This window comes from Streptomyces sp. HP-A2021, from assembly GCF_022807935.1.
Taxonomy (GTDB): Bacteria; Actinomycetota; Actinomycetes; order Streptomycetales; family Streptomycetaceae; genus Streptomyces; species Streptomyces afghaniensis.
Genome location: NZ_CP094344.1, coordinates 9,070,046 through 9,085,515, shown reverse-complemented (window position 1 = coordinate 9,085,515; position 15,470 = coordinate 9,070,046). Strand labels below are relative to the sequence as shown.

At 73.7% G+C, this 15,470-nt stretch carries 9 protein-coding genes and 1 pseudogene; 8 read left to right on the top strand and 2 right to left on the bottom strand.

The window, feature by feature from the left end; all coding sequences use genetic code 11:
- Positions 1–28 precede the first annotated feature (28 nt).
- The 4 genes and pseudogenes from lanKC to MQE23_RS40855 all read left to right on the top strand — a co-directional run.
- Positions 29–2,665: a class III lanthionine synthetase LanKC gene (lanKC, locus tag MQE23_RS40870; RefSeq protein WP_243381823.1), complete on the top strand. Its 2,637-nt coding sequence runs from the start codon at positions 29–31 to the stop codon at positions 2,663–2,665.
- Positions 2,666–2,720: 55 nt separating this feature from the next.
- Positions 2,721–2,837, top strand: a complete 117-nt coding sequence (locus MQE23_RS40865; RefSeq protein ID WP_010040504.1) for a SapB/AmfS family lanthipeptide — start codon at positions 2,721–2,723, stop codon at positions 2,835–2,837.
- Between the two features lie 85 nt (positions 2,838–2,922).
- Positions 2,923–4,674 carry an ABC transporter ATP-binding protein gene (locus MQE23_RS40860; RefSeq protein WP_243381821.1) on the top strand — a complete coding sequence of 584 codons (1,752 nt, stop codon included), beginning with the start codon at positions 2,923–2,925 and terminating at the stop codon, positions 4,672–4,674.
- A gap of 5 nt (positions 4,675–4,679) precedes the next feature.
- Positions 4,680–6,440, top strand: a pseudogene (locus MQE23_RS40855) (ABC transporter ATP-binding protein/permease); the annotation flags it as partial.
- A 240-nt stretch (positions 6,441–6,680) separates the two neighbouring features.
- Here the strand turns inward: MQE23_RS40855 and MQE23_RS40850 are convergent.
- The gene (locus tag MQE23_RS40850; RefSeq protein WP_082319768.1) at positions 6,681–7,289 is read right to left on the bottom strand and encodes a response regulator transcription factor; all 609 of its coding nucleotides are present in this window, start codon (positions 7,287–7,289) and stop codon (positions 6,681–6,683) included.
- Positions 7,290–7,615: 326 nt separating this feature from the next.
- Here MQE23_RS40850 and MQE23_RS40845 point away from each other — a divergent pair, with 326 nt between their 5' ends.
- Positions 7,616–9,763, top strand: coding sequence for a SpoIIE family protein phosphatase (locus MQE23_RS40845; protein WP_082319771.1), 2,148 nt, complete (start codon positions 7,616–7,618; stop codon positions 9,761–9,763).
- Positions 9,764–9,971: 208 nt separating this feature from the next.
- On the opposite strand, the gene MQE23_RS40840 is transcribed toward MQE23_RS40845, so the two are convergent.
- Positions 9,972–11,366 (bottom strand): S1 family peptidase, encoded by a 1,395-nt coding sequence (locus MQE23_RS40840; protein WP_051185496.1) that lies wholly within the window; start codon positions 11,364–11,366, stop codon positions 9,972–9,974.
- A gap of 742 nt (positions 11,367–12,108) precedes the next feature.
- Between MQE23_RS40840 and MQE23_RS40835 the strand changes: the two genes are divergently transcribed.
- The 3 genes from MQE23_RS40835 (at position 12,109) to MQE23_RS40825 (ending at position 15,469) form a co-directional block, all read left to right on the top strand.
- Complete coding sequence (locus MQE23_RS40835; RefSeq protein ID WP_020270762.1) at positions 12,109–12,324, top strand: hypothetical protein; 216 nt, start codon at positions 12,109–12,111, stop codon at positions 12,322–12,324.
- A 116-nt stretch (positions 12,325–12,440) separates the two neighbouring features.
- Positions 12,441–13,247 (top strand): HlyD family efflux transporter periplasmic adaptor subunit, encoded by an 807-nt coding sequence (locus MQE23_RS40830; protein ID WP_243381819.1) that lies wholly within the window; start codon positions 12,441–12,443, stop codon positions 13,245–13,247.
- On the top strand, positions 13,244–15,469 hold the full coding sequence (locus MQE23_RS40825) for an NHLP family bacteriocin export ABC transporter peptidase/permease/ATPase subunit (protein ID WP_020270760.1): 2,226 nt from the start codon (positions 13,244–13,246) through the stop codon (positions 15,467–15,469). Before MQE23_RS40830 ends, MQE23_RS40825 begins: the two co-directional genes overlap by 4 nt.
- The last annotated feature ends 1 nt before the right edge of the window (position 15,470 follow it).

The following is a 15,470-nucleotide window of genomic DNA, read 5'->3' as shown; positions in this document are numbered from 1 at the left end:
CTCGGTGCCCGTCACGACAGGGGGACGCATGGACAAGCGGTACGAGGTGTACGCGCTCGCCGACCGGCATTTCTACGAGACGCCGGACCGGCTGGCGCGCGGCGGGCAGGAGGCCGCGCAGGGAGCGGCCGCACACCTCTACGAGACGGCCCGCCGGCCGGTGCCCGAGGGCTGGGAGGCCGCACGGATCGGCGACTGGCTGACGATGACGCCGCTCGGCCCGGACGGCGAGCCGGTGCAGGGCCCGGCGCAGGGCTGGAAGATCCACGCCTCGGCGACCCGGGCGAACGCGGAGCAGATCGCCGGGACCGTGTGGGACTACTGCGTCGAGCGGCGGATCCCCTTCAAGTTCGTGCCGGGACCGCACCTGCTGCACCTGCGCAACACCAAATACGCGCCGCGCGACGGCAGCGGCAAGTTCGTCACCGTCTATCCGGCCGGCGAGGAGCAGCTGCACCAGGTGCTGCGCGAGCTGGGCGCGCTGCTGGCGGGGTTCGAGGGGCCGTACATCCTGACCGATTTGCGGTGGGGCGAGGGTCCGCTGTACGTCCGGTACGGCGCCTTCGCGCGCTCGTTCGTCGTGGACGAGCGGGGCTCGCTGGTGCCGGCGGTGCGGGACGGCGAGGGACGGCTGGTGCCGGACCGGCGGACGCCGTCCTTCCAGGTGCCGGAGTGGGTGACGCTGCCGGAGTTCCTCAAGCCCCATCTGGACGCGCGCAACAACACGACGACGGGCGACCTGCCGTACCGCATCGAGAAGGCGCTGCACTTCTCCAACGGCGGCGGTGTGTACGCGGGCACCGACACGCGCGACGGGCGCAAGGTCGTGCTGAAGGAGGGCCGGCCGCACGCGGGGCTCGCCTCGGACGGCGCGGACGCGATCGCCCGGCTGGAGCGGGAGAAGCGGGCGCTGGAGCAGGTCGCGGGCACGGGTGTGGTCCCGGAGGTGCGCGACTGGTTCGAGCTCGGCGGCCACCGTTTCCTGGTGATGGACTTCCTTCAGGGCCGTCCGCTCAACTCGTTCTTCGCCGAGCGGCATCCGCTGCTGGCCCAGGATCCCGAGCCGGAGGCCGTCGCCGCGTACACGGCGTGGGCGCTGCGCATCCACCGCAGGGTGGAGGAGGCCGTGGCGGCGGTGCACGCGCGCGGCATCGTCTTCAACGACCTGCACGTCTTCAACATCATGGTCGCGCCGGACGAGGAGACGGTCTTCCTCCTCGACTTCGAGGCCGCGGCCCCGGTCGGGGAGAACGGCCGCCAGGTCGTCGCCCATCCGGGCTTCTTCGCGCCGCCGGACCGCCGGGGCGCCGACGTCGACCGCTACGCCCTGGCCTGTCTGCGGCTGGCCCTGTTCCTGCCCGTGACCACTCTGTTCGTGGTCGACCGCGGCAAGGCGGCGCATCTGGCCGAGGTGATCACGGAGCAGTTCCCGGACGTGCCGCGGGAGTTCCTCGACGAGGCGGTCGCGGAGATCACGCGGGAGGTGTCCGGCCGTACGGTGGCCGCTCCGTCCTCGCCGGTGGACCCCGCCGACTGGCCGTACAGCCGCGACTCGATGGTCAAGGCGATCCTCGCCTCGGCCACCCCGGAGCGCGACGACCGGCTCTTCCCGGGCGACGTCGCCCAGTTCTCCGACGGCGGCGGGCTGGGGATCGCCCACGGCGCGGCCGGGGTGCTGTACGCGCTGGACGCGATCGGCGCCGAGCGGTACGAGGAGGGCGAGCGCTGGCTGCTGGCCCGGACGGCACCGGCCCCGGTCGGCACGCCGCTCGGCCTGTACGACGGGCTCGCGGGGGTCGCCCTGGTCCTGGACCGGCTCGGGCACCGGCAGCGGGCGCTGGACCTGGTCGAGGGCATCCTCGCGGAGCGCTGGCAGAACCTCTCCTCCGACCTGCACGGCGGACTGGCCGGACTCGGCCTCGTCCTGGGCCACCTGGCGCGCACCACCGGGGAAGCGGTGCTGCGCGAGCGGGCCGACGAGGCCGCCCGGATCCTCGTGCGACGGCTCGCCGAGCCGCTCCCGGCCACGCCCCGGCGGCGCGCCGGGCTGCTGCGGGGCGCGACCGGTCCGGCGCTCCTGATGCTGCGGCAGTACGAGTGGACCGGCCGGGCCGAATGGCTTCAGGCGGCGGCCGTGGCACTGCGCCGGGACCTGGAGTCGTGCGTGACCCGCGAGGGCGGTGCGCTGGAGGTCGACGAGGGCTGGCGCACCCTGCCCTACCTCGGCGACGGCAGCGCGGGGATCGGCATGGTCCTCGACGACCTCGTGGCCCACGCCCCGCACCTGGCCGGGGAGTTCGGGCCGGCTCGCTCCGGTGTGCTCACCGCGGCCACCTCACGCTTCTACGCGCAGCCCGGGCTGTTCCAGGGCCGCGCCGGAATGATCCTGCACCTCGGCCGCACGACCACGCCGGACGCGACCGCGGACCGGCTGGCCGGACAGATCGCGGGGCTCGGCTGGTTCGCGATGGCCTACGAGGGCCAACTCGCCTTCCCGGGCCACCAGATGATGCGGCTGTCCATGGACCTCGCCACCGGAACGGCAGGGTGCCTGCTGGCGCTCGGCGCGGCCCTCGACCCGGCGACCGACGCCCACCTGCCGTTCCTCCCGCCGCCGCACCGGCGGCCCACCGATACGCGGCTCCGCGATCCGGCGGAGTCGTGACACCACCCCGTCCCCACGGATGACCACGGACGGACACCCAACGGAAGGACACACCATGGCACTTCTCGACCTGCAGACCATCGAGTCCGAGGAGCGGACGGACGGTGGCGGCGCCAGCACGGTGAGCCTGCTCTCCTGCATCAGCGCGGCGAGCGTCCTGCTCTGTCTCTGACCGACGGTCCGCGGCATGGCTCCGGGCGGCTCGCTCCCTTCGGGGAGGGGCCGCCCGGGGTCCTCCCGTTTCCCGAAAGGCCCGTATGACCACGCGTGGTGACGACGACCCGGCGACCGGACACGCCCGCGCGCTGCTGCGTACGGCCACCCGGTACAGCGGGGCCCGTTGTGCGGCGCTGTGCCTGGTCAGCACCGCCGCGGCCGGTGCGGGACTGCTGCTGCCGACCGCGCTGGGCCGCGCGCTCGATCTTCTGCTGGCGCAGGCACCGGCGACCCGCTGGGTGCTGTACTGCGCCGGCCTCGTTCTGCTGCTCGCCCTGCTGGACGCGGCCCAGACCGTCCTGACCGGGACCGTCGACGCCCGCAGCACCGCGTGGCTGCGCCACCGTCTGACCGGGCACGTCCTGGGCGTCGGCCCGCGGGCCGCCGACCGCTTCGGCTCCGGTGACCTCGTCGCGCGCCTGGTCGGCAACGCCGCCGAGGCGGGGACCACTCCGGCGGCCCGTGCGGCGCTGCTCGCCGCCCTCGCCGGTCCGCTCGGGGGTGTGGTCGCGCTCGGCCTGATCGACTGGCGGCTCGCGGCGGTCTTTCTCGCCGGGGCGCCCGTTCTGACGTTCCTGCTGCGTGCCGTGGCCCGGGACACCACTGAGAGCGCGACGCGTTACCAGCGGACCCAGGGCCGGATCGCCGCCGCGCTGGCCGAGGCCGTCGAGGGCTTCCGCACCGTCCGGGCGGCGGGTACGGAGGGCCGGGAGACGGCCCGGGTGCTGCGGCCGCTGCCCGGCCTGTCGGAGGCCGGGCACCGCATGTGGCGGGTGCAGGGGCGCGCCGCCGCACAGGCGGTCGCCGTGGCGCCGCTGCTCCAGCTCGGGGTCGTCGCCGTGGCCGGTGTGCTGCTGACCCGGGACCGGCTGTCGGTGGGCGAGGTGCTCGCGGCCTCGCGGTACGCCGTGCTCGCGACGGGCGTCGGCGTCCTGGTGGGCCGGCTCGCGGGCCTGGCCCGGGCCCGTGCGGCGGCCCGGCGCCTCGGCGAGATCCGGGCCGAGCCCGCCACCGGGTTCGGCGAACGGCGGCTGCCCGACGGGCCCGGACGGCTGGAGCTGCGCGGCGTGACGGCCCGGCGCGGCGGACGCACCGTGCTCGACGGGGTGGACCTTGTCGTACCGGGCGGAACGACCCTGGCCGTGGTGGGCCGCTCGGGCGCGGGCAAGTCGCTGCTGGCCTCGCTCGCCGGGCGGCTGGCCGACCCGGACGCGGGCGAGGTGCTCCTCGACGGTGTGCCGCTCCGCGAGTTGCCGCACGACGGCCTGCGGCGCGCCGTCGGCTACGCCTTCGCCCGCCCGGCCCTCCTCGGCGACACGGTGGAGCAGGCGATCGGCCTCGGCCTGGCGTCCCCTTCGCCCGACCGCATCCGCGAGGCGGCCCGCACGGCCCTCGCCGACGACTTCGTCCGCCGCCTCCCCGACGGATACGACACGGCCGTCGCCGACGCCCCGCGCTCCGGCGGCGAGTCCCAACGGCTGGGTCTCGCCCGGGCGTTCGCACACGGCGGCCGGCTGCTGATCCTCGACGACGCCCTCTCCAGCCTGGACACGGTGACGGAACGCCACATCACCGACGCCCTCCTCGGCGACGGCCCGGCCGGCACCCGGCTCCTGGTCGCCCACCGCAGCGCCACGGCCGCGTGCGCCGACGCGGTGGCCTGGCTCGACGCAGGGCGGGTGCGGGCGGTGGGACGGCACGAGGAGCTGTGGCGGCTCGCGGAGTACCGCGCGGTGTTCGGGGAGGGGGCGGAACCGGCGCCCGCCGGGGCCGGGAGCGGGGCGGAGGCGTGACGGGCATGACGGACAGCCCCGTGCGGGGCGGACTGTCCTCGCGGGGCTTGCGGTTCCTGCTCGCCCGGTGGCGGGTCCTGCTGCGGCTCACCGCCTGGTCGGTACTGGAGACCGGGCAGACCTTCCTCATCGGGTACGGGCCCGCCCGCGCCCTGGACGAGGGGTTCCTGCGGGGGCGGCCGGGTGTCGGGCTGGCCTGGCTGGCGGTGACCGGGCTCGGTGTCCTGGCCGGGGCGTACGGGACCGCGCGGGTGTACGCCGCCGTCGCCGCGCTGGTCGAACCGTTCCGGGACCGGCTCGTGGAGCGGGTGGTGTCCCGCGGGGTGCGGACGGGTGACGCGGGCTCCCTGTCGGGGCTCACCCAGCAGGTGGAGATCGCGCGGGACACCTTCGCCGGGCTGGTCATGGTCTCCCGCTCGTTCGTGTTCACCGCCGCCGGTGCCCTGGCCGGGCTCTTCACGCTCGCCCCGCCGCTCCTGCTGGTCGTCGGGCCGCCCCTGGCCGCGGGAGTGGCGCTGTTCGCGGCGACACTGCGGCCCCTCGCCCGGCGGCAGGAGGCGTTCCTCGTCGCCGACGAGGCCCTCGCGGGACACCTGGGCGCCGTCTGCCCGGGCCTGCGGGACGTCACGGCGACCGGCGCCGAGTCGCACATCGCCGCCGGCACCGGCGAACGGGTCGAGGCCGAACTGCGGGCGGCGCGTGCCCTGGCCCGCTGGGGCGTACCGCGGGTGGCGTCCCTGGCGATCGGCGGCCAGCTGCCGATCGTGCTGCTGCTCGCCACCGCCCCGTGGCTCCTGGCCCACGACGTCACCCCGGGCGCCCTGGTCGGCGCCCTCGCCTACGTCACCCAGTCCCTGCTGCCCGCCCTGCGCAACCTTGTCCACGGCCTGGGCACCAGCGGCTCCCGCCTGACGGTGGTGCTGCGCAGGCTGACCGCGGCGGATGGCGTCGAGACCGAGGGCGCCGGCGAGGACGGACGGCGGTCGGGGTCGGGCCGGCGCGTGGAACCCCGCCGCCCCGCGGACGCGACACAGCAGCACGAGGGGCCACGCCCCGGTCCCGGCACCCGGGCCGACGGGCCCCGCGGCGCGCTCCCGGGAGCGGTACGGGCCGCCGACGACACACGCCACACGCCTTCCGAGACCGACGGCACACGCCACACGCCCACCGCCATCGTCACCGGGGACACATCCCGCACGCCCACCGCCACAGACGGCACACGCCGCCGGTCCTCCGCCACCGGCCGGACCGACCCCGCCGCCCCCTCGCCCTCGCCCTCCCTCTCTCCCCCGGCCCTGTCCCTCTCCTCCGTCACCTTCGCCTACGGCCCCGCCAGCACTCCCGTCGTCAACGGGCTCGACCTCACCCTCCCGGCCGGCTCGCACCTGGCCGTCGTCGGGCCCAGCGGCGCAGGCAAGTCCACGCTCACCGCCCTCGTGGCCGGGCTTCTCACCCCGCAGCGGGGCACCATCACGGTGGGCGGACATCCCGTGCCCGGGCCGGAGGCGGCCGCCGCGCGCGTGCTCATCCCGCAGGAGGCCTACGTCTTCGGCGGCACCCTGGCCGAGAACCTCGCGTACCTGCGTCCGGACCCCGTGCCGGAGGAGGAACTGCGGGCCGCGGCCGAGGCGGTCGGGCTCGCCCCGCTGGCCGACCGGCTCGGCGGCCTCGGCGCCCGGCTCGATCCGGCCGCCCTGTCGGCCGGCGAACGGCAACTGGTCGCGCTGGCCCGGGCCTACCTGTCGTACGCCCCGCTCGCCCTGCTCGACGAGGCGACCTGCCATCTGGACGCCGAGACGGAGGAGCGCGCGGAGCGGGCCTTCGCCGCGCGGCCGGGCGGGACCCTGGTGGTCGTCGCCCACCGCATCAGCTCGGCCCGCCGCGCCGGACGCGTGCTGGTCATGGACGGCCGGAGCACGGCCTGCGGCGGTCACGAGGAGCTGATGCGGTGCTCGCCGCTGTACCGGGACCTCGTCGGGAGCTGGACGCCGGTGCCGGCCCGGCGGTCAGAGCCAGCCCTGGCCCTGCGAGATGCGGATCGCGTCGATGCGGTTGCGGGCCCCGGTCTTGCGGGTGATGGCCGCCATGTAGTTCCGCACGGTCCCGTGGGACAGGTGCAGGCTCCCGGCGATCTCCGCGATGGAGGCTCCCTCGGCCGCGAGGGATAACACGCTCAGCTCTCTTCGGGTCAGCGGCATCTCGGCCGCCTTGAGGAAACCGAAGCCCAGCGAGTCGTTGACGAAACGTTCCCCCTCGGCGACCCGGCGGATTCCGCGCAGCAGGTTCTGCGGCGAGCCCTCCTTGTCGACGTAGCCGAGCGCCCCCGCCTCGACCGCCCGTTTCAGCAGCCCGGGTCTGTTCGCAGTGGCGAGCACCAGCAAGCGCGGGCGCGTCCGGTCCGGGCCCGGGCGGCACAGCTCGCCCAGCGGAGGGATGCCGTAGGAGTCCGCGCACTCCAGGTCCGCCGCACACACGTCCGGCCGCACGGACGGCAGCAGTTTGGGCGCGCCCCGCCACGACGTGTCGTGCACCACGAGATCGGACTCCCCCCGCAGCCACTCCGCCAGCACCGATCGCACCAGACACTCGTCGTGCACCAGAAGCACCCGGATCACTGCCACCCCCTCGGCTCGCCGTACGCCACGTCGTCGTGTTGGGCGCGTGCCCCATTGTTCGCGACCGTGACCCTGCGTGGGCGCGATGATCCAGCCATCAGGGTGCGTGGGGGCGCACGCGCGGCGCCCTTACACCCTGCCGCGCTTCGACTTCGGCGGCATGGGACGCGGCGGTCGGGGTACGCGGGCGCCTGCAACGGGGCCGCGTGAGTGTGACCGACGGTAACCAAGTCTGTCCCCCGGGCCGCTCGTCGTGCGCGACGCCCCGCAAGGGGGGACATTTGTTCCTGAGTCCGGTCGCGCGGCCGTGCGAGGAGGTGGTCGGCGTGTCCGAGGGACAGTCGTCCGCGCAGGCGCCGGCAGCCGCCAGGACGCCGGTCGGCCGTCCCCTGCTGTCCCTGGCGCTGGCCTCGATGATGGACGAGGTGCACGCCCACTCCGGCGCGGTGTACCTGCTGGCGCGGGACCACCCGGTGCTGGAGATGGCGGTGATGGCGGGGCTGCCGCGGGCGTTCGCGGCGCCCTGGGAGCGGGTGGGGCTGAGCGCGCCGATCCCGGTCGCCGACGCGGCGCGTGAACGGCGGCTGGTGTGGGTCGGCGGCGAGGAGGAGATGGCCCGCCGCTACCCGCGGATCGCCATGGTGCTGCCGTATCCGTTCGCCCTGGCCGCGGTGCCGGTGGCCACCGAGTCCACGGTGTACGGCGCGGTGTTCGTGACCTGGCCGGGCGGGCATCCTCCGGAGCTGTCCGACCGGGAGCGCGAGCATCTGACGGCGGCCTGCGGGCGGCTGGCGGTCCGGCTGGAGCGGGCCGCCGAGCACAGCATCCCGCCGCACCCCGAGACGGATCTGGTCGCCTCGCCCCTGGTCGGCGGGATGGCCGGCACGCTCGGCACGGTCGAGGCGGCCCGGATGGTGAGCCGGCTGCCGTACGGGCTGGTCTCGCTGGATCTGCACGGGCGGATCGGGTTCGTCAACGCGGCGGCGGCCGAACTGCTGAACGTCCCGGTCAGCCGGCTGCTCGGCACGCAGCTGTGGGCGTCGGTGCCGTGGCTCAACGACCCGGTGTACGAGGACCGTTACCGGGCCGCGCTGATGAGCCAGCACACCGCCTCGTTCGTGGCGCTGCGCCCGCCCGGCGAGTGGCTGTCGTTCCGGCTGTATCCGAGCACGACGGGCCTCAGCGTCCGGATCACCAGGGCCCGGGCCGTGGCGGAGATGAACCGGACCGCACCGCCGCCCGACGGGACGCCGACCCGGCTGGTCACCATCACGCAGGTGCTGAACCTGGCCAGTGCGCTCACCGAGGCGGTGGGGGTGCAGGACGTGGTGCAGCTGGTCGCGGACGAGATCGCCCCGGCCGTGGGCAGCCAGGCCCTGGTCGTGCTGGGCTCGCGGGCCAACCGGCTGCGGGTGCTCGGACACCGCGGGTACCGGGACGCGACCGTGGTGGAACGGTTCGACGGGATGCCGCTGACCGAACCGACCCCCGGCACACAGGTGCTGCGGACGGGCGTACCGGCGTTCTTCGAGTCGCAGGAAGAGCTGGAGCGCCTCTACCCGGCGCGGGGCGCGACGCCCGACGGGTTCGCGGCCTGGGCGTATCTGCCGCTGATCGCCCAGGGCCGGCCGGTGGGGACGTGCGTGCTCTCCTACGCCGAGCCGCACCCCTTCCCGACGGAGGAACGGGCGGTGATGACCAGCCTGGCCGGACTGATCGCCCAGGCGCTGGAGCGGGCGCTGCTCTACGACGCCAAGCACCGGCTCGCGCACGGCCTCCAGGAGGCGCTGCTGCCGCACTCCCTGCCGTCGCTGCCCGGCATCGAGGCGGCCGCCCGCTATGTGCCGGCCACGCAGGGCATGGACATCGGCGGCGACTTCTACGACCTGGTGCGCACCCAGGGCATGGCGGCGGCGGTGATCGGGGACGTGCAGGGCCACAACGTCACGGCGGCCGGGCTGATGGGGCAGGTCCGCACCGCGGTGCGCGCGTACACGGCCGTGGGCCAGGCGCCCGAGGAGGTCATGCGCAGCACCAACCGGCTGCTGCTCGACCTGGGGTCCGACCTGTTCGCCAGCTGCCTGTACCTGCGGCTCGACCCGGCGCACGGCCGGGCCGTGATGTCCCGGGCGGGTCATCCGCCGCCGCTGCTGAGGCGCCCGGACGGGCGGGTGCGCGTGCTCGACCTGGCCGGCGGCCCGCTGCTGGGCATCGACGCCTCCGCGGTGTACCCGACGACCGAGGTCGCCTTCGCCCCCGGCTCCCTGCTCGTCCTCTACACCGACGGGCTGGTCGAGTCCCCCGGCACCGACTTCGAGGAGGCCCTCGCGGGCCTGGGCCGTCGCCTGGCCGACGCGGGGGACCAGCCGCTGGACGAACTGGCCGACAGCCTCGTCCGCCCGGAGCGCCACCGCACGGACGGGGAGGAACGGCTCGACGACATCGCCCTGTTGCTGCTCAGGGCCGTGGGGTAGGGCCCCGGACGTTCCGTTCTTCCGGTGAGCTCCGCTGACGCGCGGACGGGCCGGTCCTCCCGCCGGAGGGCCGGCCCGGTCCACCGACCGGCCGGAGTCACTGCTGGGGCCGGTGGGTGGCTGGGAACGCCGGTGGGCCGGCCCGGTCCCGCCAGGAAGGGGGCGGAACCGGGCCGGCATCGTCGGACCGGCTGCCGACGTCTTCGGGTCAGCGGGACTCGGTCAGACCGGAGTTGTCCTCGACACCCTGGCCCGTGTCCTGACCGGCGCCCGCACCGGCTCCGGCGCCCGCTTCCTCGCCTCCGGCCTGCTCACCGGCACCGGCACCGGCCTCTTCACCGGCACCTGCTTCCTCGCCCGCACCGGCACCAGCGCCGGCTCCGGCCTCCTCACCGGCGCCGGCGTCCTCGCCCGCACCGGCTTCCTCACCGGCACCGGCTTCCTCACCGGCACCGGCCTCTTCACCCGCGCCGCCGGCCGCGCCGCCCGCGCCGAGGGTCGCGCCGACCGCCTCCAGGGCGGTGGTCACCGGCTGGAAGAACGTCTCCCCGCCGGCCGTGCAGTCGCCGCTGCCGCCCGAGGTCAGGCCGATCGCGAGACCGTCCTGGGTGAACAGCGAGCCGCCGCTGTCGCCGGGCTCGGCACAGACATTGGTCTGGATGAGGCCGGTGACCGTGCCCTCCGGGTAGTTCACCGTGGCGTCGAGGCCGAGGACCTGGCCGTCGTTGAGCCCGGTGGTGCTGCCCATCCGGAAGACCTCCTGGCCGACGGTCGCCTCCGCGGCCTCGGTGATCTGGACGGTCTGGTCGCCGGTGTTGACCTCGCTGGGCGCCTCGGTCGCCGGGTCGTCGTACTTCACGAGCGCGAAGTCGCCGTCGCCCGGGAAGGTCGACTGGTCGACGGTGGCGATCGGCTGGCCGCCCTGCGTGTCCGACCACTCGTTGCCGCCGAGGGTGCAGTGACCGGCCGTCAGGAAGGCCGGCGAGCCGTCGCCCGCCGTGACGTTGAAGCCGAGGGAGCAGCGCGAGCCGCCCGCGAAGATGGCGTCACCGCCCGAGACGAACGGCTTGAAGGTGCCCGCGGACTTCTTGATGGTCGCCATGCCGGAGCCGAGGCTCTGCACGGTGGACTCCAGTCTGTCCCACTTGGCACCGGTCACGGTGCTGTCGGCCGTCACCAGGAGCTTGTTGGTGACCGGGTCGATCGACCACGAGGTGCCCGCGATGGTCGCGTCCGACTTCAGGGTCTGCGCCCCGCTCTGGAGCTCCGACCAGCTGTTGTCGACCTCGCGGACCTTGGCGCCCGCCGCCTTCGCCTGCACGACCACGTTGTTGTTGTCGCCCGGTACGACGTTGACGACGAGCTGCTGGCTGTCGCTGTCGTAGTAGGAGCCGCCGAACGCCTCACCGAGGAGCCCGGAGAGCTGCGAGGCGAGATCCGAGGCGTCGCCCGCCTTCAGGGTCTTCGGCGCGGCCGCCGCGTCGTCGGACGAACCGTCCTGCGAGGCGTTGGCGTTGGGGAGCAGGATCGCGGCCGCGCCGAGCGCCACCACGCTGCCCGCCGCTATCGCGGCCTTGCGCTTCGGAATTCGCTTGTGACTCAAACTTCTCTCCTCCTGGGGAACGGAGTAGGTGCCGCCGTCCGGCAGCTTTGGGGGCGCCTGGATGGCTGTTGGTACGCACGGGCTTCCTGAGGCGTTCAATTCCGTTTGCAAGTGATCCGTTCGCATCGCGGAATCAGCCAACTCCCGCCGCCCGCGCACCGACCGCACGGTCTGCGACGGTCCTGGTCGCAGCGGCACTCCGGAGAAGGTGACGCGCGACGGCCCACGACCACCCATGGCCGGATGACGGCGTTTCAGCCACAGCTCCAGTGACGACCCGCCGAACGAACACGATCCGTATCCGTCTGGAAACGATCTGTTGTGATCGCGGAGTCGAATCCCACCTTCAGTGAATCTGCACACCGAATGCTCAACCCGGTCACCGAGTCGAGGGTTGGCATCGCGCCGACCGCGTCGGTCATGCCTTTGGGGCGGGAGTGCCGGATTCGCCGCCCCCCGGAACAAGGGGCCGGATGAGCCGATGCCGTGGCGCATGTGAAGAACTGGCCACGAAGGCGTGCGCAGACCTGCACGCTTCGGTGCGGCTGGGGCGCAAGTTGCCTGGTGAGACGGCTGGTTGATTGGAAGCCCGCGCCCGCAGCGTGCTTTGATCCATCGCACCGCGGGGGCCGCACAGGGCACTCGGAAACGAGAGTCCGGCACCCGCGGTCGCGGCCGTCATCTGTCCCCAGAGGGGGCCGCTCCCCCCTTGTGAGATATCCATACGAAGGGAAGTTCCATCATGAACTCCACCCCCCAGGTTGAGACCGTCGAGATCGCTGACGCCCAGCTCGACGCCATCTCCGGCGGCCTGTCCGTGAACGCTGTCAACACCGTCACCGACACCGTCGACGGCATCGCTCCGGTTTCCGGCCTGGTCGACACCGCCGTCGGCACGGTCGAGGGCGTCACCGGCCTGAACACGGCCCCGGTCACCAACCTGGTCTCCGGTCTCTGATCGAGCCCCAGTGCCGTTGACTCCCGGAGCCGCAGCCGGCGGTTCCGGGATCTTCGGGTGCCGTAGCAGCTTCTGCTGCGGCCGTAAGAACCTCTTCTACGGGTGAGGGAAGTTCCTTGCAGTTCCGCCAACAGGCCCTCGCCAAGCTCCAGTCACCGGAGGAACTCGACCTTCCGGTGCGTTTCGCCCGCCCGCAGGGCTGGCTGGTGCTCTCGGTGACGGTCGTCGCGATGGCGGCCGCCTCGGTGTGGGCGGTGACCGGCTCGGTGACCTCCACGGTCAGCGCACCCGCCATCCTCACGCACGGGCAGGGCAGTTACCTCCTGCAGAGCCCCGTCGCGGGCCAGGTCACCGCGGTGCTCGCGAAGCAGGGCGAGACGCTGCCGGCCGACTCCCCGGTGCTCAAGGTCCGTACGCCCAAGGGCGAAACCGTCGTCCGCACGCTCGACGCGGGCCGTGTCTCCGCGCTCGCCGCGACCGTCGGGCAGATCATCCAGACCGGCGCGAACGTCGCCTCCGTCGAGAAGGTCGCCCACACCAAGGACGCGCTGTACGCGACGGTCTACGTCCCCGCCGAGAACGCCGCCTCGATCCCTGACGACGCCGCCGTCGACCTGACCGTGCAGTCGGTGCCGACCCAGGAGTACGGCGTACTGCGCGGCCATGTGAAGTCGGTGGACCGCTCGGCCCAGTCCCCGCAGCAGATCGCCGCGTTCCTCGGGGACAGCCAGCTGGGCGAGCAGTTCACGAAGAAGGGCAGGCCGGTGGCCGTGACGGTCCGGCTGGACAAGTCCTCCGCCACGAAGAGCGGTTACAAGTGGTCGTCCGCGGACGGGCCGCCGTTCAAGCTGAACTCCATGACGCTGGCATCGGGGTCGATCCGGCTGGCCGACCAGCGTCCCGTCGACTGGCTGCTGCCGTGACCGCGACCGCACCGGACACCCGGGGCCGGCGCCGCGCCGCCCCGCCCAAGCGCAAGGTTCCCAAGGCCGCGGCCAAGACCGTCCGCACACCCACCGTGCTCCAGATGGAGGCCGTGGAGTGCGGCGCCGCCTCCCTGGCGATGGTGCTCGGCCACTACGGCAAGCACGTCCCGCTGGAGGAGCTGCGGATCGCCTGCGGCGTCTCCCGCGACGGCTCGCGCGCCAGCAACCTCCTCAAGGCGGCCCGCAGTTACGGCCTGACGGCCAAGGGCATGCAGATGGACCTGGCCGCCCTCGCCGAGGTGAAGTCGCCGGCCATCCTGTTCTGGGAGTTCAACCACTACGTCGTCTACGACGGCATGGGCCGCCGCTTCGGCCGCCGTGGCGTCTACATCAACGACCCCGGCAAGGGCCGCCGCTTCGTCCCCATGGAGGACTTCGACGGCAGCTTCACCGGTGTCGTGCTGGTCATGGAACCCGGCGAGGACTTCACCCGGGGCGGCCGCAAGCCCGGCATCCTGGGCGCCATGCCCGCCCGGCTGCGTGGCACCGCGGGCACGATGCCCGCCGCCGTCCTGGCGAGTCTGCTGCTGGTGGCGGTCGGCGCGGCGGTGCCCGCGCTCAGCCGCACCTACATCGACGAGTTCCTGATCGGCAACCAGACCTCACTGCTGCCGACGCTGTTCACGGCGATGGCGGCGTGCGTCCTGCTCACCGTCCTCCTCACCTGGCTCCAGCAGGCCAACCTGCTGCACGGCCGCATCATCTCCTCGACCCTCTCCAGCGCCCGCTTCCTGCGCCATCTGCTGCGGCTGCCGGTGACGTTCTTCTCCCAGCGCAGCCCGGCCGACCTGGTGCAGCGGCTGCAGTCCAACGACGCGGTCGCCGAGACCCTGTCCCGCGACCTCGCGGCGGCGGGCGTGGACGCGGTCGTCGTCGTCCTGTACGCGGTACTGCTGTACACGTACGACCCGCAGCTGACGTTCGTGGGCATCGGCGTGGCGCTGCTGAACGTCGTGGCCATGCGGGTCGTCATCCGGCTGCGGGCCACGCGCACGGCGAAGCTGCGCGCCGACACGGCCCGGCTCACCAACACCGCCTACACCGGCCTTCAGCTGATCGAGACGATGAAGGCGACCGGCGGCGAGGACGGCTACTTCCGCAAGTGGGCCGGGCAGCACGCCACCACGCTGGAGGAGCAGCAGCGGCTCGGTGTGCCGAGCGCCTGGCTGGGCGTGGTCGCGCCGACGCTGGCCACCCTCAACAGCGCGCTGATCCTCTGGATCGGCGGCATGCGGGCGATCGAGGGCCACATCTCGGTCGGTCTGCTGGTCGCCTTCCAGGCCCTGGTCACCCGGTTCACCGCCCCGCTGACCCGGCTCAACGGCGTCGCGGGCCGCATCCAGGACTTCGCGGCCGACGTGGCGCGGCTGAAGGACGTGGAGAACTTCAAGGCCGATCCGCTCTACGGCCGCCCCGAGTCCGGCGAGTCGACGCGCCGTCTGCAGGGCCATGTCGAGCTGGAGAACATCACCTTCGGCTACAGCCCGCTCGACAAGCCGCTGCTCACCGGCTTCGACCTCACCGTCGGTCCCGGGCAGCAGGTCGCGCTGGTCGGCGGGTCCGGAAGCGGCAAGTCCACGGTGTCCAGGCTGATCTCCGGTCTGTACGCGCCGTGGGAGGGCGTGATCCGCATCGACGGGCAGCGCATCGAGGACATCCCGCGCGGGGCGCTGGCCGCCTCCGTCTCCTTCGTCGACCAGGACGTGTTCCTCTTCGAGGGCACGGTCCGCGACAACGTGGCGCTGTGGGACCCGTCCATCCCGGACGAGGCAGTGGAGGACGCGCTGCGGGACGCCGCCCTGCTCGACGTGATCACGCGGCGCCCCGGCGGCATCCACAGCAAGGTCGAGCAGGACGGGCGCAACTTCTCCGGCGGGCAGCGCCAGCGCCTGGAGATCGCGCGGGCGCTGGTGCGCCGGCCGAGCATCCTGGTGCTCGACGAGGTGACGAGCGCGCTGGACGCGGAGACCGAGCTGGTCGTCATGGACAACCTGCGCAGGCGCGGCTGTGCCTGTGTGGTGATCGCCCACCGGCTCAGCACCGTCCGCGACAGCGACGAGATCGTCGTCCTCCAGCACGGCACGGTCGTGGAGCGGGGACGGCACGAGGACCTGGTGGCGCGCGGCGGAGCGTACGCGGCACTGGTCAGGGAGCGGTGAG

Bases quoted from the DNA above. Each gene is read 5' to 3' on its own strand.
- MQE23_RS40860 (WP_243381821.1), top strand. From the start codon at position 2,923: ATGACCACGCGTGGTGACGACGACCCGGCGACCGGACACGCCCGCGCG.
- MQE23_RS40865 (WP_010040504.1), top strand. From the start codon at position 2,721: ATGGCACTTCTCGACCTGCAGACCATCGAGTCCGAGGAGCGGACGGAC.
- lanKC (WP_243381823.1), top strand. From the start codon at position 29: ATGGACAAGCGGTACGAGGTGTACGCGCTCGCCGACCGGCATTTCTAC.
- MQE23_RS40835 (WP_020270762.1), top strand. From the start codon at position 12,109: ATGAACTCCACCCCCCAGGTTGAGACCGTCGAGATCGCTGACGCCCAG.